General features: G+C 56.7%; 16 protein-coding genes. 2 read left to right on the top strand and 14 right to left on the bottom strand.

Annotated elements, in window-relative coordinates; all coding sequences use genetic code 11:
* Nucleotides 1-2 precede the first annotated feature (2 nt).
* Nucleotides 3-1,121: an outer membrane protein assembly factor BamC gene (gene bamC / locus EKL30_RS08510; protein ID WP_199748514.1), complete on the top strand. Its 1,119-nt coding sequence runs from the start codon at nt 3-5 to the stop codon at nt 1,119-1,121.
* On the opposite strand, the gene cysG is transcribed toward bamC, so the two are convergent.
* The 14 genes from cysG to EKL30_RS19160 form a co-directional block, all read right to left on the bottom strand.
* A complete protein-coding gene (cysG, locus tag EKL30_RS08505) occupies nt 1,087-2,520 on the bottom strand; it encodes a siroheme synthase CysG (RefSeq protein WP_126706785.1) in 1,434 nt (477 codons plus the stop codon). The two genes, bamC and cysG, sit on opposite strands and share 35 nt — an antisense overlap.
* 5 nt (nt 2,521-2,525) lie before the next feature.
* Nucleotides 2,526-4,226: an assimilatory sulfite reductase (NADPH) hemoprotein subunit gene (gene cysI, locus EKL30_RS08500; RefSeq protein ID WP_126706784.1), complete on the bottom strand. Its 1,701-nt coding sequence runs from the start codon at nt 4,224-4,226 to the stop codon at nt 2,526-2,528.
* A gap of 11 nt (nt 4,227-4,237) precedes the next feature.
* Complete coding sequence (locus EKL30_RS08495) at nt 4,238-6,034, bottom strand: assimilatory sulfite reductase (NADPH) flavoprotein subunit (RefSeq protein WP_126706783.1); 1,797 nt, start codon at nt 6,032-6,034, stop codon at nt 4,238-4,240.
* A 156-nt stretch (nt 6,035-6,190) separates the two neighbouring features.
* Nucleotides 6,191-7,378, bottom strand: a complete 1,188-nt coding sequence (locus EKL30_RS08490; protein ID WP_126706782.1) for a cupin domain-containing protein — start codon at nt 7,376-7,378, stop codon at nt 6,191-6,193.
* On the bottom strand, nt 7,375-10,017 hold the full coding sequence (mutS, locus tag EKL30_RS08485) for a DNA mismatch repair protein MutS (RefSeq protein ID WP_233582939.1): 2,643 nt from the start codon (nt 10,015-10,017) through the stop codon (nt 7,375-7,377). Before mutS ends, EKL30_RS08490 begins: the two co-directional genes overlap by 4 nt.
* Nucleotides 10,018-10,220: 203 nt before the next feature.
* Nucleotides 10,221-10,988, bottom strand: a complete 768-nt coding sequence (locus tag EKL30_RS08480) for a sulfite exporter TauE/SafE family protein (protein ID WP_126706983.1) — start codon at nt 10,986-10,988, stop codon at nt 10,221-10,223.
* Nucleotides 10,989-11,072: 84 nt separating this feature from the next.
* Nucleotides 11,073-12,053 carry a tripartite tricarboxylate transporter substrate binding protein gene (locus tag EKL30_RS08475; protein WP_126706781.1) on the bottom strand — a complete coding sequence of 327 codons (981 nt, stop codon included), beginning with the start codon at nt 12,051-12,053 and terminating at the stop codon, nt 11,073-11,075.
* Between the two features lie 31 nt (nt 12,054-12,084).
* Nucleotides 12,085-12,807 carry a fumarylacetoacetate hydrolase family protein gene (locus EKL30_RS08470; protein WP_126706780.1) on the bottom strand — a complete coding sequence of 241 codons (723 nt, stop codon included), beginning with the start codon at nt 12,805-12,807 and terminating at the stop codon, nt 12,085-12,087.
* A 133-nt stretch (nt 12,808-12,940) separates the two neighbouring features.
* Nucleotides 12,941-13,876 carry an AraC family transcriptional regulator gene (locus EKL30_RS08465; RefSeq protein ID WP_126706779.1) on the bottom strand — a complete coding sequence of 312 codons (936 nt, stop codon included), beginning with the start codon at nt 13,874-13,876 and terminating at the stop codon, nt 12,941-12,943.
* A 16-nt stretch (nt 13,877-13,892) separates the two neighbouring features.
* On the bottom strand, nt 13,893-14,615 hold the full coding sequence (locus EKL30_RS08460; protein ID WP_126706982.1) for a YggS family pyridoxal phosphate-dependent enzyme: 723 nt from the start codon (nt 14,613-14,615) through the stop codon (nt 13,893-13,895).
* Between the two features lie 107 nt (nt 14,616-14,722).
* Nucleotides 14,723-15,718, bottom strand: a complete 996-nt coding sequence (locus EKL30_RS08455) for an LLM class flavin-dependent oxidoreductase (protein ID WP_126706778.1) — start codon at nt 15,716-15,718, stop codon at nt 14,723-14,725.
* Nucleotides 15,719-15,761: 43 nt separating this feature from the next.
* Nucleotides 15,762-16,538, bottom strand: coding sequence for a S9 family peptidase (locus EKL30_RS08450; RefSeq protein ID WP_126706777.1), 777 nt, complete (start codon nt 16,536-16,538; stop codon nt 15,762-15,764).
* The gene (locus tag EKL30_RS08445; RefSeq protein ID WP_199748513.1) at nt 16,528-17,655 is read right to left on the bottom strand and encodes a DUF3182 family protein; all 1,128 of its coding nucleotides are present in this window, start codon (nt 17,653-17,655) and stop codon (nt 16,528-16,530) included. The genes EKL30_RS08450 and EKL30_RS08445 overlap by 11 nt, the downstream gene beginning before the upstream one ends.
* Before the next feature lie 193 nt (nt 17,656-17,848).
* Nucleotides 17,849-18,328: a PRC-barrel domain-containing protein gene (locus EKL30_RS19160; protein WP_126706776.1), complete on the bottom strand. Its 480-nt coding sequence runs from the start codon at nt 18,326-18,328 to the stop codon at nt 17,849-17,851.
* 170 nt (nt 18,329-18,498) lie between these two features.
* Between EKL30_RS19160 and EKL30_RS08435 the strand changes: the two genes are divergently transcribed.
* Nucleotides 18,499-18,645 carry a lmo0937 family membrane protein gene (locus EKL30_RS08435; RefSeq protein WP_126706775.1) on the top strand — a complete coding sequence of 49 codons (147 nt, stop codon included), beginning with the start codon at nt 18,499-18,501 and terminating at the stop codon, nt 18,643-18,645.
* Nucleotides 18,646-18,764 lie beyond the last annotated feature (119 nt).

Here is an 18,764-nt window from a genome sequence, read left to right as displayed (position 1 = left end):
GTATGAACAAACGCTGTGCCAGCTTTACGCTTGGTTTAGGTGTGCTGTTGTTGTCCGGCTGCTCAACCGTGAACCAAATGATCGGTAACGAAGAATCAGTCGACTATAAAAGTACGGTGGCCGGCGATCCTCTCAGCATTCCGCCTGACCTTACTCAGGCAAATCGCGATGCGCATTTCCGGGCGCCCGAGGGATCCGCGACGTTCAGCCAATATGCGCAAAGCCAGCAGGCTCAGCAAAATGTCAGTGCCGCCGACCGCGTTCTGCCTGCAAGCAGTGGCATATCGGTCATGCGCGATGGCGATATTCGTTGGCTCGCCATTGACCAGCCAGCCGAAGCGGTTTACCCCAAGATCGTTGAGTTCTGGGGCGAACAGGGCTTTACCCTGCATTCACAAGACCCTCGTACGGGCCTGATGGAAACCGACTGGGCTGAAAATCGTGCCAAGATTCCTGAAGGATGGATCCGATCCGCTTTAGGCTCTGTACTCGACCAGGTGTTCGACAGTGGCGAGCGTGAACGTTTCCGCACCCGCGTCGAGCGTGTCAATGGGAAGACTGAAGTCTATATCAGCCATCAGCAAATGGTCGAAACTCCCACACCTGACGGCGCTGCGTTCAAATGGGTGTTCGGCAAAGAAGATCCAGGTCTTAACGCCGCCATGCTGGCCCGCTTGATGGTGTTTTTAGGCACCGACGTCAAGAGCGCGCAAACCCAAGTGGCGGAAGCCGAAAAAGATTCCGACCTTCCGTCCATCACTGCGGGCTCCGAGGGTCAGGCCGCTCTTACATTAGGCGAACCCTTCGACCGCGCCTGGCGCCGTGTGGGCGTAGCCATCGACTCCGCGGGCTTTGCTGTCGAAGATCGTGACCGTTCTGCTGGCGATTATTTCATCCGTTATCTGGATAGCGATACGGGTCAAAAAATCGAACAGCAAAACATAATCGGGCGACTGTTCGGTGGGAAGAATACTGCAGCGCCGACGCCGTATCGTATTCACGTGGCCGATCAGGGTTCAGGTTCGCTGGTGACTGTCCTTGATCAGAACGGTCAAGTGCAAAACACCGATACGGCAAAACGTATTATTACGGTGTTGTCGACTCACATGGGATCGAAATAACGTCTTCTGCATCAATACTGGCGCCAAACCATTGCAGCTTTGGCGCCAGGGCAGTGACTTCACCGATCAATAGCAGCGAGGGTGCCTTGAAGGCGTGCTGCCTGGCCTGCGCCGTAAGGTTTTTCAGCTTCCCGTGCAATACCCGCTGATAGCTGCGCGTACCATTTTCGATCAGTGCATAGGGTGTATCGCCTGAGCGTCCGTTGGCAATCAGGCGTCCAGGTAGCCAGTCCAGTTGGCTCACGCCCATATAAAAAGCCAGTGTCTGTTTTTCCTGCGCTAGCGATACCCAGTCTTCCGCGGTGGTATCTTTGCTGAAATGCGCCGTAGTCAGTCGAACAGACTGTGCATAATCGCGATGCGTCAACGGTATTCCTGCGTAGCTTGCACAGGCCATGGCGGCGGTTATGCCTGGCACAACCTCGTAAGGAATGTCGTGAGCACGCAAGAACTCGAGCTCTTCGCCGCCCCGGCCAAACACAAATGCATCGCCGCCTTTTAGTCTGACGACGAATTGGCCTGCCTGGGCGTGTTCCAGCATCAGTTGGTGTATGCGAGATTGTGTCGCGTTGTGATCTTCACCAGGAATCTTGCCTACACATACCTGTGTGGCATCCCGCCTCGCGAGCTCTCTGATTTCATTGCTGACCAGCCGATCGTAAAGAATGATGTCGGCTTCGTTCAGCGCTCGTAACGCGTTCAGGGTAAGCAAGCCAGGGTCGCCAGGGCCTGCGCCCACAAGCACCACCTTGCCTTGCGTTGCGGCTTGGGGCTGCTGTAGTTCAGTTTGCAGTGCCTTCTCCGCGGCGATGGGCTGATGTTTGCGCAGGGCGCTGGCGACAGGGCCATCAAGCAGCCAGTCATAGAACTGACGGCGCTGCCGCATATCAGGTCGCGCCTGCCGTATTGCGGGGCGGTGCCTGGCAGCTAGCGCAACCAGCTCTCCTAAGGAGTGATCAAACAGGGCTTCGATACGTTCACGCACGCGACGAGCAATCACCGGAGCGTATCCGGAGGAGGAGATGGCGATTACCAGCGGTGCGCGGTCGACGATCGAGGGCACCTGAAAGGAAGAAAGTGCGGGATCGTCCACCACATTGATCAAAAGGCGTCTTTCATTGGCCAGCGATGCGACGTGCTGGTTGATGTCGCGATTGTCAGTCGCCGCGATGACTAGCCACATATCATCGAGCCATTCGGGCTGAAAACTGGCATGATGGAGCGCGATCGCGCCCTGCTTATGCAAGCGCAGTATTTCTGCTGTCGCCTCCGGGGCGCCAACGGTAACCACTGCGCCAGAAGATAACAGGCTGGCAACTTTCCTTTCGGCTACGGCTCCGCCGCCTACGACCAGCACTCGACGATTTTGCAGGTCGGCAAATAGCGGAAATAATCTCATTGTGTTCAGATTACGCCGTCAAGAACGATAGGTATAAGCCGTTGCGAGGGTGCTGGAATAACGTTGCTACGGACTAAAAAATCGCCAAATTTTTCGTCGGGGTCGCGATCTTTTGCGTATGCGGCAAACAGGGAGTCGAGAGCGCTCAGGATTTCAGGCTCGGCAATGTTTTCCCGATACACCACATTCAGGCGTTCGCCGATGAAGTCCGCGCCTAATCTCAAGTCATAACGCCCCAAAGCTCGTCCTACCAGCGCGATCTCACCTAAATATGGCCGGGAACACCCGTTGGGACAGCCAGATAGGCGCAGCAAGATGGGGGCGTCGAGCAAACCGTGCTTGGCAAGCAGAGATTCCAGTTTCGGTAGCAGAACGGGCGCATAACGCTCGCTTTCGGCCATGGCAAGAGCGCAGGTCGGCAAGGCGACGCACGCGATGCTATGTCGGCGAATGCCGCTTTGTTGGACATAGCCATCCAGTCCGTATTGGGCGACCAATTTGTCGATTTTAGCGAGATCCTTGGTGGCAACGTTCGAGATGACCAGATTCTGGTTGCACGTCATGCGAAACTCGCCGTCGAGCACCTTTGCAATTTCGCGCACGCCGGTCTGCAGCAGGCTCGTCCCTCGGTCCCACAGTCGGCCCGACTCGATGTAGAGGCCCAGATGCCATTTCCCGTCTTCGCCTTGGGTCCAGCCGTAGCGGTCGCCATTCTGATCGAAATGGTAAGGCCGAACGGCTTGCAAAGGGAATCCAATGCGCTCCTCTAACTGGGCTTTAAACCAGTCCAGGCCGCGATGGTCCAGCGTGTATTTAAGGCGCGCATGCTGGCGCACGACCCGATTGCCATAGTCGCGCTGCAAGGTGACGACGCCTTCGGCTACGGCAATCAGCTGTTCAGGCGGTACAAACCCGATCAGGCTTCCCAGACGGGGATAGGTGGTGTCGTCGCCGTGGGTAGCTCCCATGCCGCCGCCAATGGCCACGTTGAAGCCCTGCAGTTTGCCGTCCTGGATAATGGCAATGAGGCCAAGATCTTGTGCAAAGACATCGACGTCGTTGGTCGGTGGAATCGCAATACCCATCTTGAATTTGCGGGGCAGATACGTATCGCCGTAGATGGGCTCTTCTTCCGGTTCGTCGGTTATTTTTTCGCCATCAAGCCAGATCTCATGATAGGCGCGGGTGCGAGGTATGAAATGGTCTGAAAGTTTCTGAGCCCATTCCTGAACCAATTTATGTTGGCTCGAAAGCAATGGGTTAACTGAACTGACGACTTGGCGATTAACGTCGCCACAAGCGGCAATCGTAGTCGCCATGGCGTTGTGAATCGCCTGCATGGCGGGCTTGAGGTTGCGCTTGATAACCCCATGCCATTGGAAGGTTTGCCGCGTTGTGATGCGCAACCCGCGTGCGGTGTAGGTTCTGGCGAGGTCATCGAAAGCGATCCATTGGGCCGGCGTCACTACTCCGCCCGGTAAGCGGGCTCGGATCATGAATGAATAAGCTGGTTCAAGTTTTTGCTTGCGTCTTTCGTCGCGAATGTCTCGATCGTCTTGTTGATAGCTGCCATGGAACTTGAGCAGTTTGTTATCGTCGTCGCTGATCGCACCGGTTATCGGGTCGTTAAGTCCTTCGATTATGGTGCCACGCAAATGGCGGCTGTTTGCTTTTACCTGTTCCAGGTGTGCAAGGGTGTTGCTCATGTTGATCCTGTTTAGTAAACGTCGCGGGCGTAGCGGCCCTGGGCAGCGAGGTCGTCCAGCCATTGCTTGGCCTGCGACTCGTCTAGACCGCCTTCGTTTTGCGCAATACGTAATAACGCCTGGTGAACATCTTTGGCCATGCGAGTAGCGTCGCCGCAAACGTAAATATGTGCGCCGCCCTGAATCCATTCATAAAGTTCGGCGGCACGTTCCAAAAGCTTATGCTGCACATAAATTTTTTCGGCTTGGTCGCGTGAAAATGCCACATCGAGCTTATGCAGGTCGCCGTCACTAAGGGCACGCTGCCATTCGGTCTGATATAGAAAATCAGAGGAAAAGTGCGGATTGCCAAAAAACAGCCAATTGCGGCCGTTCGCGCCGATGGCACTGCGTTCTTGAACAAAGGCCCGGAACGGCGCAATACCGGTACCCGGGCCTATCATGATCACGTCGCGCGAGCTGTCGGAAGGAAGGCGGAAACGGGGGTTTTCTTCAATGAAGACGGGGAGCTTGTCTCCCTCGGCGAGCTCGCTTAGAAAATTGGACGCGACACCGAAGCGCTTTTCGCCCTTGTGTTCGTAAACGACGTTGGCGAGGGTCAAATGCACCTCGGCATCAACGGCGGCCGGGCTGGACGCGATCGAATACATACGTGGGGTGAGGGGCCGCAAGGACTTCGTCAGACCTTGCGCCGTCCAGGGCGCCGGATACGCCTTTAGTACATCCAGCAGTTGGTGGGTACTCAGGAAATCTTTCAGCGTGTCGATGGCTTCTGGCTGCAGCAAGGCCTTCAATGCTGCACTATTTGCCAGGTCTGCATGCGCGACCAGGAAGGGTTTGGTCAGTTGCGTCAATTCGCGATGGTGGGTCAGCCATTTTTTCAGGCTGTGTGACACCTTATTAATTTCGACAACCTCGTTTTCATCAAGCTTCAAGGTTTCAATCACTTGCGAGACAAGCACGGTCGATTGCGTGGGCCATACGCCCAGGGCATCACCAGGTTGATAGCTTAACTGGCTGCCCTCGAGCGAAATTTCAAGGTGGCGTACGTCCTTCTCGCTGTCGCGGCCAGTCACGGGCTGATTAAGCAACAGTTCGGCAAGAAATGGCTGTTCACGGGAAACCTTTGCGGCCTTCGGATGCAGGGGCGTTATCGTGGCGGTCGGGGCATCGGTCTGTTTCAGCGCTTTTTGCGCCAGCGCGATAGTGGCTTCCTGCCAGGGAAGGGCAATCGTTTCGATATCCAGGTCCGCTGTGCCGAGATCATGCAAGCGGTGCGCACCGAGCTCTGCAAGCCGGGCATCCAGGTTCTGGGCTATCCCGCAAAAAAGTGGATAACTGGAGTCGCCCAGGCCCAAAACGGCATATTTCAGCTGCGGTAATTTAGGCGCGCGGCGGCTGGTAAGGAACTCGACAAAGCTGATCGAATCGTCGGGCGGATCTCCCTCGCCCTGCGTGCTCATGACGATATATAGCAGCGTCTCGTCTTTGAGCTCCCGCGTCGCGTAGCGGTCGGCGCGGATGAGCCGCGTTTGCAAACCCAGGGCGGAGGTTCGTTCTGCCAAAGACTCGGCAATTCGCTTGGCGTTGCCGGTCTGGCTACCATACACAATCGTGAGTTGCTGGGCCGCCGTCGCGGCACTGGTGACTGCACTGACGGCAGGCGCGACGCTGCGTGCTGCCTGCTTGCCTTGTGCCACGCCGGCAAAGTAGCCTGAAAGCCAGCTTAGCGCGTTGGACTCCAGGCCCTCTGTCAATTCGGTGAGTAGCTTGTGTTTGGATTCGGGTAAATAAGAAGGGGCCAGCATTGCGTGCTCAGGAGAAACATGACCCTAGCATTCTAAGACTTTAGGCCGTCCGGCCAACGACAAGCTACTTATTTCCTTATTACTTATATGTCGGTATTGTTTCGTCCGCTATAAGCGGGGGCGCCATAAGTGGGTATAAGATGGCCCCGTTTATGCTCAGTCCTGCACGTAATGCAGCCAACCTTCGTGCAGCCAGTCAGTCAATGCCCTGAGTTCTTTCTTTTTCAGTTTGGCAGCCAGGCCTTCCGCACATTGCAGCTCCCGGTTGTCCGCCAGCAGGCGCATCCGCGAAGACGCCGGAACGCTTGCCACCTCGCCATTGATGTAGAGCTGTTTGCCCCGATACATTAGCTTGGTGCAGCGATCCAGGACAAGTTTTCCGCTGACTGGCGGCGTTTGGCTGAGATCGATATTTTCGTCGCCAGGTTCGAAGTACGCATTGCAAGGTATATCGGTCAGCCACTGGCCTAAAAATCGAGCGGCAAGCGCTTTGTCGAAATTGACTTTTTTAATCGCTTTGACCGTTGCTTTGATCAGGTTCTCGGGCAATGCAGCGGGTTGGTTTGTTGCAGCAATGCCCGCATCGTTGTATGTTTCCGAAAGGCGCGGCCCGGGAATTACCGGGGAGGCATACAGGCCGCCAGTATCACCCAGGTTGGCCAATATCTGATCGTTTGCCGCTTCCAGCATCCCGCAGGCAAGGGTGGCCTCGGTAGGGGCGCGAAAGCCGATTGAAATCGTCATGCAGGTGCCCACCGCCACGCCATCGTGCGCGGCATGAGGCGGCAAATACAGCATATCGCCGGGTTCCAGCAGAAATTCCTGCTCGGATTTAAAGTTCTTCAGGATTTTCAGGGGCAGGCCCGGCTCCAGCGTAAGATCCTCTTGCTGACTGATGCGCCAGCGTCTCTGGCCATGGGCTTGCAGCAGGAACACATCGTAGCTGTCGAAATGTGGGCCTACACCGCCACCATCGGTCGCAATGCTGATCATGGCGTCGTCAAGACGCGCGTCAGAGATAAATCGGAATTGCCTGATCAGAGCGGCGGTGGCGTCGTCGTGCAAGTCGACGCTCTGTGCCAGCACGGACCAATTTGGTTTGCTTGCCGCCGGCAGGCGATCTAACGGACCGGTCTTCATATTCCAGCCATTTTCATCCTGCCAGATGAGTCGCGATTCGACTTCCTCGCGTTTGACCAGCTGTTTGATGTTGGCAATCGACAGGGATGGTTTGAAACCTGGAATAGCCTGCCGGATCAGCAGCGGCTTGCGCTGCCAATAGTCGCGCATGAAATCCTGGGGCGTAATGCCGCCCAACAGGGTGAGAGGCTGATCAATGTTCATTTAAGCTCTTTACGCAAACGGTATAAAACATCCAGCGCTTCACGGGGAGTGAGCTGGTCCGGGTCTATCGCGGCCAGCGCAGATTGTAGTGCGGACTCGGTTTCCACGAGGCCACACGCCTGATCGGAAAGGCCTTCTTCGCTAGAGCCATAGTCCTGGTCGGCGGCCGCGGCAAATAAATCCAGCTGTGGCGTTGGCGCGCCCTGCGCTTCCAAGCGCGATAGCTCGCGGCTCGCATGGCGGATGACGGCGGCAGGTATGCCGGCACGCTGAGCGACTTGTATTCCGTAACTGCGGCTGGCAGGGCCTGGCTGTACTTCATGTAAAAAAACGATGCCTGAGGATGATTCTGCGGCGGCCAGGTGGACGTTGGCGGCCGCTGGCGCTTCGCCAGGCAGCCGTGTGATTTCAAAATAGTGTGTTGCAAACAAGGTAAGTGCCTGGTTGTGAGTCAGGAGCCGATGCGCTATGGCCCAGGCCAGTGCCAGGCCGTCGTAGGTCGAAGTACCCCGGCCGATTTCATCCATGAGCACAAGACTTTGAGGGGTGCTGGCCGCCAGGATTGCAGCGGCTTCCGTCATTTCCATCATGAAGGTGGAGCGGCCTCCGGCCAAGTCGTCAGCAGCACCAATGCGCGTAAAGATACGATCGATTTGTCCGATGCTGGCCGATGTGGCGGGCACGAAGCTTCCGATGCGCGCCAGCAGTGCAATCAATGCGATCTGTCGCATATAGGTTGATTTACCTCCCATATTTGGGCCGGTAATCAGCAACATTCGGCGTTCGGGGGCGAGCTCGCAATCGTTTGGGGTGAAGCGCTCGATGCTATGTTCGACAACGGGGTGACGACCGGCCTCAATCTGGATCTCGTTTTTTTGCGATAACTGCGGAGCGGTCCAGTCGTTAAGCCTTGCGTGTTCTGCCAGCGAGGCGAGCGCATCGATCTCGGCCAGTGCTGAAGCGCATTGCGATAGCGCCGGGGCATAGCGGGCAAATTCATCGAGCAAGTTCTCGAATAGCCACTTTTCTCGTGTCAGACTGCGGTCTTTTGCGGAAAGGACCTTGTCCTCCCAGGATTTCAGTTCCGGGGTAATGTAGCGTTCTGCGTTCTTCAGTGTCTGGCGTCTGCGATAGTCGGCGGGCACCTTATCAGCCTGCCCGCGTGACACTTCGATGTAGAAACCATGCACTCTGTTGAATTCAACGCGTAGTGTCGCGATGCCTGTGCGCTCTCGCTCGCGCGCTTCGAGTTCAAGCAGAAATTCACCGCTGTCACTGGCAAGGCGCCGTAATTCGTCGAGTTCGTTGTCGTATCCCGGTGCAATAACGCCACCCTCGCGAATCAGCAGCGCCGGCTCCGGGTCGATGGCTTCATGAAGCAAGGCGGCGATCGCCGGGTCGATATCAATGCGCAGCAAAAAGCCCGCGAGTATGGATTCTGCATTGAAAGCCACTCGAAGCTGTTCGGATACGGCAGGAAGCGAAGCGAGCGCTTCGCGCAGGCTGGCCAGTTCGCGGGGTCGTACCGAGCGTAACGCTATGCGAGTCGCGATGCGCTCCAGGTCTGGGTAGTGGTCCAGCATCTGGCGCAAGGTGTCGAGGGGCGCTTCGGCGCTCAGGGTATCTTGCCTGGGCGCGGCCGCCAAGAACGATGAGATGACTCGCTGTCTGGAGATAACCGGTTCGTTATCGCGCAAAGGATGGTGCAGCCAGCGACGCAGCATCCGGCTTCCCATGGGCGTTTTGCAGTGATCCAGCGTGGAAAACAGAGTGGGGCTTTCTTCGCCGCTAATGGTCTCGGTCAGCTCGAGATTCTTGCGCGTAACGGGATCGAGCACGACATATTCGCCTGCTTGGTCGACGCGTATCGATTGTATGTGGGACAACGATCCCGTCTGTGTGCGGCTGACATAGCGCAGTAACGCTCCAGCCGCGCAGGTGGCGACGGGCAGATCCGCCATACCGAAGCTGGCCAAAGAATCAACGGCGAAATGCCTTTGCAGTACGTCGCGGGCTCCGTCCGACTCAAAGTGCCAATCGGGGATCGTGCTGATCGCGATGCCGGCATTGGCGCTGATACGGCTATTTTCCGCGCATACCAGCTCTGCCGGTCCGATACGGTGCAGCTCTGTTTCCATCATGTCTGGCAGGCATTCGCTTACTTTGAACTCGCCATTGGCCAAGTTCATCCAGGCCAGTCCGACACGTTCGGCTTTGTTTACTCGCCCGGTCCATAGGGCCGCTATCATGCGATCTGCCTTGGCCGGCAGCAACGCTTCATCGGTCAAGGTGCCTGGGGTGACAATGCGCATGATCTTGCGTTCGACCGGCCCCTTGCTGGCCGCAGGATCGCCGATCTGTTCGCAAATGGCAACTGAGATCCCCTGTGCCACGAGGCGCGCCAGGTAGCCTTCCATGGCATGAAAAGGAACTCCGGCCATGGGAATCGGAACGCCGTTAGAAGAGCCCCGTTTAGTAAGCGTCAGATTTAGAATGCGCGCACCGCGCTCGGCATCGCCGTAGAACATTTCGTAGAAATCGCCCATACGGTAAAACAATAAATGCGGCCCGGCTTCCGCCTTCAGCCGTAAATATTGCTGCATCATCGGGGTGTGGCCGCTTGTATCTGGTCTTTCCATTAACGATCAATATAGTGTCGGTCTGCAAGGGCTCCTATTGTAGTGGACTACCAGTATTCGCTCGTCGGCACTCAGGGTCGCAAGCATTTGTGGGTACGATCACGCGAAAAGCAGGCATGTTGGCAAACCTGGCTCGTCGGCGGGGCTCGACGGAAATGTCCAGGGCGGCATAAAGCGGTGCGCCCTGTCGTTTTCGGGCGCCGTCAACCTTTCCAGAATAGGGCGGCAGTCATGCTTAGTCCGATTACGATGACGTAATACCGGACCTGTTTCGCGGGCACTATGCGTGCGAGTCGGCCGCCGGCCCAGCCACCGGCTGCACCGGCAAGCATCATCGGCGCGGCGTAGGCCCACGCAATGGCGTCGCCAGCCATGTATACCGCTGTAGCGATGAGCGTCAGGACGGCAGACGCCCAGTTCTTTGTTCGGTTCATCGCATTCAGGCTTTGTCGGCTCGTCATAGTGAAGAGCGCGAGCAGCAATATTCCCATGCCGCCGTTGAAATAGCCGCCATACAGACTGGCTGTAAAAAGGCCTGCACGTATTCCCCATCTGGACTGATCTGCGCTTGCATCTGCATCGTTCGCCCTGGCCGCGACGCGGCGAGTGATCCAAATAGGGCCAACAATAAATAGCATGGTGGCGGCCAGCATCATCCACGGCACTACCGCGCGCAGCAAATTGTCATTGGTTTGAGTCAGCAGAAACGCGCCAATGGCCCCGCCGATGCCGGCGAGACAAACCAGTTCACGCAGAGGCAGGAGTTCTGGGTCGGCGGACGTGTCGCCGCGTAGCGACAACGCCCCCGTCACGTATCCCGGTAAAAGCGCGACAGTGCCTGTCGCATTGGCCGTCACGGCCGGTACGCCCGCAAACATCAACGCCGGCATGGTCAGGAAGCTCCCGCCGCCCGCGATCGTATTGAGGACCCCGCCAATGAAGGCGGCACAACATAACAATACCAAAATCATCAACATGCCCTGAAATGAACGCTTAACGAATCCTGGGCGGGCATGCATTGCGCGCGCCCGCCCGGACTTTCATCTTATGGTTTCTCAGTCCACTTGCAGACCAATGCGTTTGACGACGTCGCCCCACTTTTTCAGGTCATCTCGAATGAGTTGGCGTAGTGCATCCGGAGTGCCGGGTGCGGGCTCCGCACCTTGTGCCGACAATGTCGCGTGTGAAACGGGGTCCTTAAGGGCCAATGCCACTTCGGTATTGAGTTTGCTGATGATTTCAGGAGGCGTGCCGGCCGGGGCAAACAGCGCAAACCATGATCCTGATTCGAAGCCGGCTACCCCTTGCTCCGCGATAGTGGGTATATCGGGCAGCGCCTTCGAACGGTGCGCAGATGTGACGGCGATCGGTTTTACTTTGCCAGCTTTGACCTGCGGCAAGGCAGAACTGACGTTGTCAGCCAGCAATTGGACTTGACCACCCGTCACGGCGATCAGAGCAGGATTTCCGCCTTGAAACGGGACGTGTTCCATCTCGACCCCAGCCAGCATCTTGAGTAATTCCATGCCAAGGTGCCCGGGTGTGCCGATGCCCGCAGAACTGAAATTCAAGTGCGCTTGATTACTCTTGGCATATTTGATCAGTTCGGGAATGTTAGACACTGGTACCGAGGGGTGAACGACTACGACTTGTGGCACATGGGCCACGAGCGATATCGCGTCGAAATCCTTTAGGGGATCGTAGCTCAGGTTGCGATGGGTGGTAGCGGCAATGGCATGCGATGCGTTGGTTCCCATCACCAGCGTATAGCCGTCAGGTGCGGCCCGACTCGCCAAACGCGCCCCGATAGTGCCGCCGGCACCGGCGCGGTTCTCAATGACGAAGGACTGGCCTAATTTCACCGAGAGCTGTTTCCCCAACTGACGGGCCAATAGATCGCTCGCCCCGCCTGCAGCAAAGGGCACGATGATAGTCACCGGGCGGGAAGGATAGTCGGGGGCGGCCTGCACGCTGCTGACGAGCCCGCCGAACAGTAAAGCCGATACAAGGGTGTTAAGAAATGTCCGTTTTTTCATTTTGCCTCTCCTTTGGATGAAGTTGTATGGACTAACGTGCTTCGATAATCGTCACGTTTAGTTCTGGAAGGTCCGCAATGCGCCCTCGCAATCTATCCCCCACCTGTACGGCGCCAACGCCGGCAGGTGTTCCTGTGTAGATAAGATCGCCCGGCATCAATCGATATTGGCGCGACAGTTGCACAACAATCTCGGGGACATTCCAGATCATTTTTTCGAGTGCAGACTCTTGGGCCGGTTTGCCGTTAACTTCCAGTACTAAAGGGCCTTCGAGTACATGCCCCCCAGTTTCCACTGGCATGATGGCCCCGCAAGGTGCTGACCAATCGAACGATTTACCCACTTCCCATGGTCGTCCCTCGCGAAACGCCTCACGTTGACGGTCGCGCCGCGTCATGTCCAGGCCCACGGCATAGCCCAATACCGCAGCAAGGGGATCTTGAAGGTCGGCGTCGGGTGTGCGTCCGATTGCCACGACGAGCTCAAGTTCGAACTGGAAGTCCTCGGTCAGTGAAGGGTAAGGCACCTGTCCGTCGACCACGACGGAATCCGTGGGCTTTTGGAAGAAGAAGGGAGGGTCGCGCTCATCGCCTTCCTTCATCTCGCGGATGTGCTCGATGTAGTTGCGGCCGACGCAATAGACGCGGCGCACGGTGAATGGTTGTTCGCGTCCGACCACCGGTACGGTTGCAGGCGACACGATAGGGAGGGGCAAGGCGGCGATATTGCCTTGCGCAACGGCAGACTGATTCATAAATATCCTTTCGCTTGTCCCCGCACAGGGAAGCGGTGCAGGGTATACGTCATGGTGCACGAAAGGACGATGTGGCAGTTAGAGGGTAACTTGCCCTAAAGCCGGACAAATTTGCGCATGCGCCGGTTTGTGGTCACTTGAATTCAACTTTCTGCAGCCCGCGGCGAAAAGCCGAAGGGCTGATCTTCTCGTGTAGTCGGAATCGCCTGCCAAAATAGGCTTCATCCACGAAGCCGCAACGCGAAGCAATTTCCTTGACCGAAAGGTTGGTATGCAAGAGGAGTTCTCGCGCTAAGGAAATGCGACGGGCGGTGAGATATTGGACGAAGGTCTGTCCGGTCTCGCGCTTGAGCAAACGTGTGAGGTACGCCGGCGATAAGTGAATGGCGGATGCGGCCTGCGTCAATGAGATCGGCTTATGCAGCTGATCTTTCAGGAATGCGAGCAAGCGTGTCAGCGCCTGCTTGCGCCCCAAACCGGAGACCGGCATCGCTGCCAGCGCTGCCAGTTCTTCGCCATGCTGACGCCAGACGATTCCTATCAATTGCAGCAAATATGAGCGTATCAGGATGGCCGAGCCGTTGCCCCGGCGCGCATCTTCTGTCGCGATGTCACGGCACAACGCTTCAACCTGAGTGAACGCGGGTCCGTCAAGCTTGAAGTCGAGAAGCTCTTGAAAGCAAAACGGCGCCAGTTCGGGTGCACGCTCAATGGGTGTATCTTCAAGGTTCGATATGTCGACGTCAAGCGAAGGCAGCAGATAGCTGAGTCCTGCATTCAAGATGTAATAGCGGCTATTGGCGACGGTGGGAATGAAGTGGGCTTTGAAGGGAAGGATAAAGCACACGGTGCCCGGTTCCACGATCCTGCGCACATTGCCGATGTCATGCTGGGTGGTGCCTTCCAGCTGCACATGGATTTGGAAGTATTCATGTCGGTGCGCAGCATGATTGGGCAATGCGGAGCGTTCGTCCCGAATGCCGAAGTCGTCATGTTCGGACCGATCCGACATTTTGTAGTTGCTCAACGGTGTCTTGGGCTTTCGAATGTCGGCAACTTCGGAAGTCATGTTTGCTTATCCCTGTCTACAGTGGAGCGTCACCATAAATGCGTCCGCCAAAGATGGCGGTACCGATACGCACTTCGGTAGAGCCTTCTTCGATGGCGATTTCAAAGTCGCCGCTCATGCCCATCGAAAGACGGCTTAACTCGATGCCTTCGATCGCCTCGCCTTGAATCCGATCACGAAGTTCGCGCAACGCCCGAAAACAGGCGCGCACTGCTTGGTCGTTCGCATCGTTCACTGCCATGGTCATCAGCCCTCGTACGCGTAGCGTAGGCGTGTCGTGAACGAGGGTACGCAGAAATCCGGAGAGCTCTTCTGGTGGTAGTCCGTACTTGCTCGGTTCGCTCGAGGTCTTGATTTGCACCAGAACGTCTATCGCGCGACCTTCCTGCTGTAGCCGTCGGTCCAGGGCGATTGCCAATTCCATCCGGTCCAGCGACTGCACCTCCGCAGCGACGCGGGCAATATCTTTTGCCTTATTGGTTTGCAGATGTCCGATCATGACCCACTCGAGGTCGCACTCGGTCAGCAAGTCGTGCTTGGCCCGGATGTCCTGCACTTTATTCTCGCCGAACCGGTGTTCCCCAACCCGCAGCGCTTCGCGGATGGCTTCTTCGCCAAATGTTTTGCTCACAGGCAACAAGCGAACTGAGTCGGGCGCTCGCCCGGCCCGTATTGCGGCATCGCGAATACGGTCTTTGACGTGGGTCAGGCGGGAGGCAATAGAACTGTGTTCGGTCATGTTGAGCGCACTCATGAAACGACAGCCGCCCTGCGTAGCGAGGGCGGCGAAAATCGACTCTGTCATTGTAAACGCCGGCGATCTGGCCGGGGCCACCTGCTAAGTGCTTAAGTCGTCGTAAGGGCCTGATGCACCTGCGAAGTGATTTCGTATGATCGAAGTCGGGCAGCATGATCAAACATATTCGATGTGATCATCAGTTCATCGGCGCCGGTACGGACTAAAAAGGCCTTCAACTGTGCGGCGACTGTGTCGGGCGAACCAATTGCCGAGCACGACAGGACATGCTGGAGCAGTTCTTGTGCTTGAGGGCCTATCTGGTCGAGATATCCTTTTAATGGAGGAGGCAGACGCGAGGGACGGCCGCTACGAAGGTTGACGAACGATTGCTGCCACGATGTTGCCAGGTACTGGGCGTCTTCGTCGGTGTCTGCGGCAAATACGTTGAAACCCAACATGACGTAGGGCTTTTGCAGCCGTTCCGAAGGCTGGAAGGTGCTGCGATACAACTGGATGGCTTGCATCATCTGCTGAGGCGCAAAATGGGAAGCAAAGGCGTACGGCAGGCCCAGCGCGGCAGCCAGCTGTGCTCCAAAAAGACTTGACCCAAGAATCCAAAGCGGGACATCCAGGCCTTTGCCGGGCACCGCTTGCACAGTCTGCCGGGGCTCCGCCGAAAAATAGTCCATTAGCTCGACCACATCGCGTGGAAACTCGTCGGCGTCCGAGGCGAGGTTACGTCTTAAGGCACGGGCCGTTATTTGGTCGGAGCCCGGTGCGCGGCCCAGGCCAAGGTCGATGCGGCCCGGGAACAGCGATTCGAGCGTGCCGAATTGCTCGGCGATGACCAGCGGCGAATGATTGGGCAACATAATGCCGCCTGCGCCCACCCGGATGGTCGATGTGCCGGCGGCGACGTGTCCGATCAAAACGGCGGTTGCGGCACTGGCAATTCCCGGCATGCCGTGATGTTCGGCCATCCAGTAGCGATTGTAGCCCCAACGTTCGCCATGCTGAGCGATGTCGAGCGTATTGCGGAACGATTCGGCTGCAGTGCTGCCTTCGGTAATCGGCGAAAGGTCGAGTATGGAAAATGGAGTCATTGTTCCGAGATGGGGTCGCAAGCTCGGATATCAATGGCTGGCGTTAAAACTCTGGACCCTGCCTAAACCTGTCGGATCTTGAGCCGACACGTGCGCCAACCACCATTTCGGTTATCCAGCCAACCAGGATAGACGTATAAGCTTCCTGGCATGCTTTGGCGCTTAGCGCATGATCAGCGCCATCGATCACACGGTGTGTGAGCGAGTGCGCATCGCGAAATGCTGCACGGTAGCTCATGATGGTCGCGCGGGGCACCAGATGGTCGTTTTCCGACTCCACCAATAGCACGTCCCCCCTAAATGCGGCGCATGCGGCCAATGCACGATTTTCTTCCGGCGTTACCGGAGCTCCCCGATACGCGGCCAGGTCTTCTCGATTCAGTTGCCGCTTGGGTTTGCTCCATTCGGCGTCGCGGTATAACGATGGAACCCGCAAGGACAGCCACTTGACCGGTCGCAAGGTAGTCAATATGGTGGACAGATAACCGCCATAACTGGTACTGACCACCGCTACGGACGAGGTATCGATGGCCGGATGCTGTGCCAGGCGATCATACGCTGCAATGATGTCGCACAGATTTTCTTCCCGCGTTACGGTTTGTTGGCGCTCCGATCCTTTCTCATGGCCACGTAAATCGAAGGTCAGGCATACGCAGCCCAACCCCGCTATCCCGCGGGCGCGGTCCAAGTCCCGCTCCTGACTGCCGCCCCATCCGTGCACAAACAATACGCCTGGCACCTTCGATCTAGGGGCCAGAAATGTGCCGGCGACATGTTCATCTCCAACAATAATCTCCACCGCTGAGCTGCTAGTTCCCATAAGGTTCCACCATTACGTACTTGCGGATCAGCCCTAGATCCGGGTCCTGGCCATAGAACACTTCATTGGCTCCGGCAGGCGGCTGAACTCGATCGCCGAAGATTTCCATGGTACTGGCGCGGACGACGCGGACATCAGTGCGGGTATGGAAGGTTTCCAAAGCGGCGATTTCGGCCGCGCTTGCCCCGCCAGTGCGCCACGACTGTTCCAATACTCCGCATCGTTGATTGCCTTTACTGTCCAACCCGCTGGCCACATCGTAGTTCCGACGCGATGCAAAAAAGCCAGTAAAGCACTTTGAAGCGGCCGCATCGAAAGCCTTGGCTTTCGTGATCGATGTTTGATAGTCTGGCGCCAGATCCAGCTTCTGTAGCGTGTCGAAGTCACCCAACGCAACGATCAGCTCAGAGCCGCCATAGACCATTTCACCTCGGTTGTCGGGGGTGAGACGTTGCGTCCCAACGTAGCTCGCGATCATGCCGGCCACGCGGACTTGCCCTACGCTGTAAGTTTTAACGTCATCAAGATGTTCCTCGAGTACGACTCCGCAATCGGCAAGACGCGTAGTGTCTATGTCTTCTAAAGCGGTGGCGAGACCGTCTAGGTTCGAGACAAGGACCTGGCCGCGCCCGGCCGTGGCGAGTACCGGTTTAATTCGCAGTGGGCCGTATAGAAGCAGCTGCTTCCCCGCTTTGCGCGCGTCCTCCAGGCTGAAGCTGGTGAAGCCGCGCAGAACAGAATCCTGGACCAGCTTGCCGAATTCATGCGACCACCCCTGCGGGGCGACGCTAGCAGAATCAAGCAATGGGTGGCTGATGGCCTTTGTCGGAATGAAGGGGTGCGGGGCGACACCACCGAACAGATCGTTCTCGTTCTTAATGCCCAGGCTCTGAGCCAGTGCTATCCCTATCAATGTGTCGCTTGGCAGGAAGTAGACGCGACCTGTATAGCGCTTCGCCGCATCGTATTCGCCTGCGAACTCCATGCCAAGCATATGTGCAATACGCTTGGCAAGTTCGTGATGCACTTTCTTTTCATGTTCGGGTTCGTGCTCACGGGCGGGATAAATTACAACCACTCCGGAGCTCATCGTTGAGACCTCGGTTTTGCCACTCATTCAGTAAGCGGACTTTATTGATATTGCTGGACCAATAAGCATGGTATTGGCAGGAGGAGAAAAAGCGTTTCCGATCTCGATCGCGGTGTGATCGTGTGTCATGACGTGTTCCTTACATTCATCGCTGACAAAATCAGGCGAACGCTGGACCTCATGTGCCAACGTTCGCCCGAGGGGAAGGGCGTTATAAGGCTTACTTAGCCAGCTTCACTTCCGGTAAAGCTTTCAATTGGTCTTTAGTCATTCCTTGCAGGGTCAGCTTGTTTTCCATTTGGGTAACCCGATCGAAGGGGACCGCCACATCATGTGAACCAACCCCGAGGAAGCCGCCGGCGCCGATGATGAAATAGGCGGCTTTACCGTCGGCGGCCAATACTACGTCGTCAACTTCGCCGATTTTTTCGTTAGCTTCGTTATAGACGGTTTTCCCCATTATTTTGTCTTTGACGCTCCAGCCTGTAATCGCTTCGGTCATTGCCGCGCTGCTAGACACACCTGCCGCGGGACTCGTCGCAGAGCCGGGGGCGGGCGTGGTAGCTGTGGATCCTCGCGCGGGAGTGGCAGGGGTCGATTCGGCTGCAGGAGCGGCAGGGGCTGCCGTGGTCTGGGCATATGTCGTGGGCGCAATAAGAAGGGGCACCGTGCAGGCTGCGGCGATGAATAATTTTTTCATGTTTTCTCCTGGTTAAGCGACCATACGGTCTGGTCGCTATCCAGCAAGTGGCGTGCCTGCTTTGGCAACGCTTGTTACGGGCATGAGACTTGCCCCAGCAATGCGCCTCGAGATTTTCGTTAACAGAGAAGATGGTCGTAGGCGACCGATTAGCTTTGAAAGGGTTAAGAATGTTATATACGATTGCAGTGGTTCTTATCGTCCTGTGGCTGCTGGGACTCGTCACTTCTTATACCATTGGCGGCTTTATCCACATACTGCTCGTCATCGCGATCATTGTGATTCTTGTTCGTTTGATCAGTGGACGCGCACCGTAGGGCACCCGCTACTTGCCGTAAATCAGGCGGCTGGCCAGAATTCGAGCACGGTGTACAAGCCATTGTTATTACAGTATTGTTTCGGGTAGTCAGAAGGTTGTCCCCGCGCTTATCCACAA

The organism is Candidimonas sp. SYP-B2681, from assembly GCF_003971065.1.
Taxonomy (GTDB): Bacteria; Pseudomonadota; Gammaproteobacteria; order Burkholderiales; family Burkholderiaceae_B; genus Pollutimonas.
The sequence above is the reverse complement of the archived record's forward strand: the minus strand, read 5'-3'. Positions and strand labels throughout refer to the sequence as shown.

Coding starts and splice junctions, on each gene's coding strand:
- bamC (WP_199748514.1), top strand. CDS start 3: ATGAACAAACGCTGTGCCAGCTTTACGCTTGGTTTAGGTGTGCTGTTG.
- cysG (WP_126706785.1), bottom strand. CDS start 2,520: ATGAGATTATTTCCGCTATTTGCCGACCTGCAAAATCGTCGAGTGCTG.
- EKL30_RS19160 (WP_126706776.1), bottom strand. CDS start 18,328: ATGAAAAAATTATTCATCGCCGCAGCCTGCACGGTGCCCCTTCTTATT.
- EKL30_RS08475 (WP_126706781.1), bottom strand. CDS start 12,053: ATGAAAAAACGGACATTTCTTAACACCCTTGTATCGGCTTTACTGTTC.
- EKL30_RS08495 (WP_126706783.1), bottom strand. CDS start 6,034: ATGCTGGCCCCTTCTTATTTACCCGAATCCAAACACAAGCTACTCACC.
- EKL30_RS08435 (WP_126706775.1), top strand. CDS start 18,499: ATGTTATATACGATTGCAGTGGTTCTTATCGTCCTGTGGCTGCTGGGA.
- cysI (WP_126706784.1), bottom strand. CDS start 4,226: ATGAGCAACACCCTTGCACACCTGGAACAGGTAAAAGCAAACAGCCGC.
- EKL30_RS08450 (WP_126706777.1), bottom strand. CDS start 16,538: ATGGGAACTAGCAGCTCAGCGGTGGAGATTATTGTTGGAGATGAACAT.
- EKL30_RS08470 (WP_126706780.1), bottom strand. CDS start 12,807: ATGAATCAGTCTGCCGTTGCGCAAGGCAATATCGCCGCCTTGCCCCTC.
- EKL30_RS08490 (WP_126706782.1), bottom strand. CDS start 7,378: ATGAACATTGATCAGCCTCTCACCCTGTTGGGCGGCATTACGCCCCAG.
- EKL30_RS08465 (WP_126706779.1), bottom strand. CDS start 13,876: ATGACTTCCGAAGTTGCCGACATTCGAAAGCCCAAGACACCGTTGAGC.
- EKL30_RS08445 (WP_199748513.1), bottom strand. CDS start 17,655: ATGAGTGGCAAAACCGAGGTCTCAACGATGAGCTCCGGAGTGGTTGTA.
- mutS (WP_233582939.1), bottom strand. CDS start 10,017: ATGGAAAGACCAGATACAAGCGGCCACACCCCGATGATGCAGCAATAT.
- EKL30_RS08480 (WP_126706983.1), bottom strand. CDS start 10,988: ATGATTTTGGTATTGTTATGTTGTGCCGCCTTCATTGGCGGGGTCCTC.
- EKL30_RS08460 (WP_126706982.1), bottom strand. CDS start 14,615: ATGACCGAACACAGTTCTATTGCCTCCCGCCTGACCCACGTCAAAGAC.
- EKL30_RS08455 (WP_126706778.1), bottom strand. CDS start 15,718: ATGACTCCATTTTCCATACTCGACCTTTCGCCGATTACCGAAGGCAGC.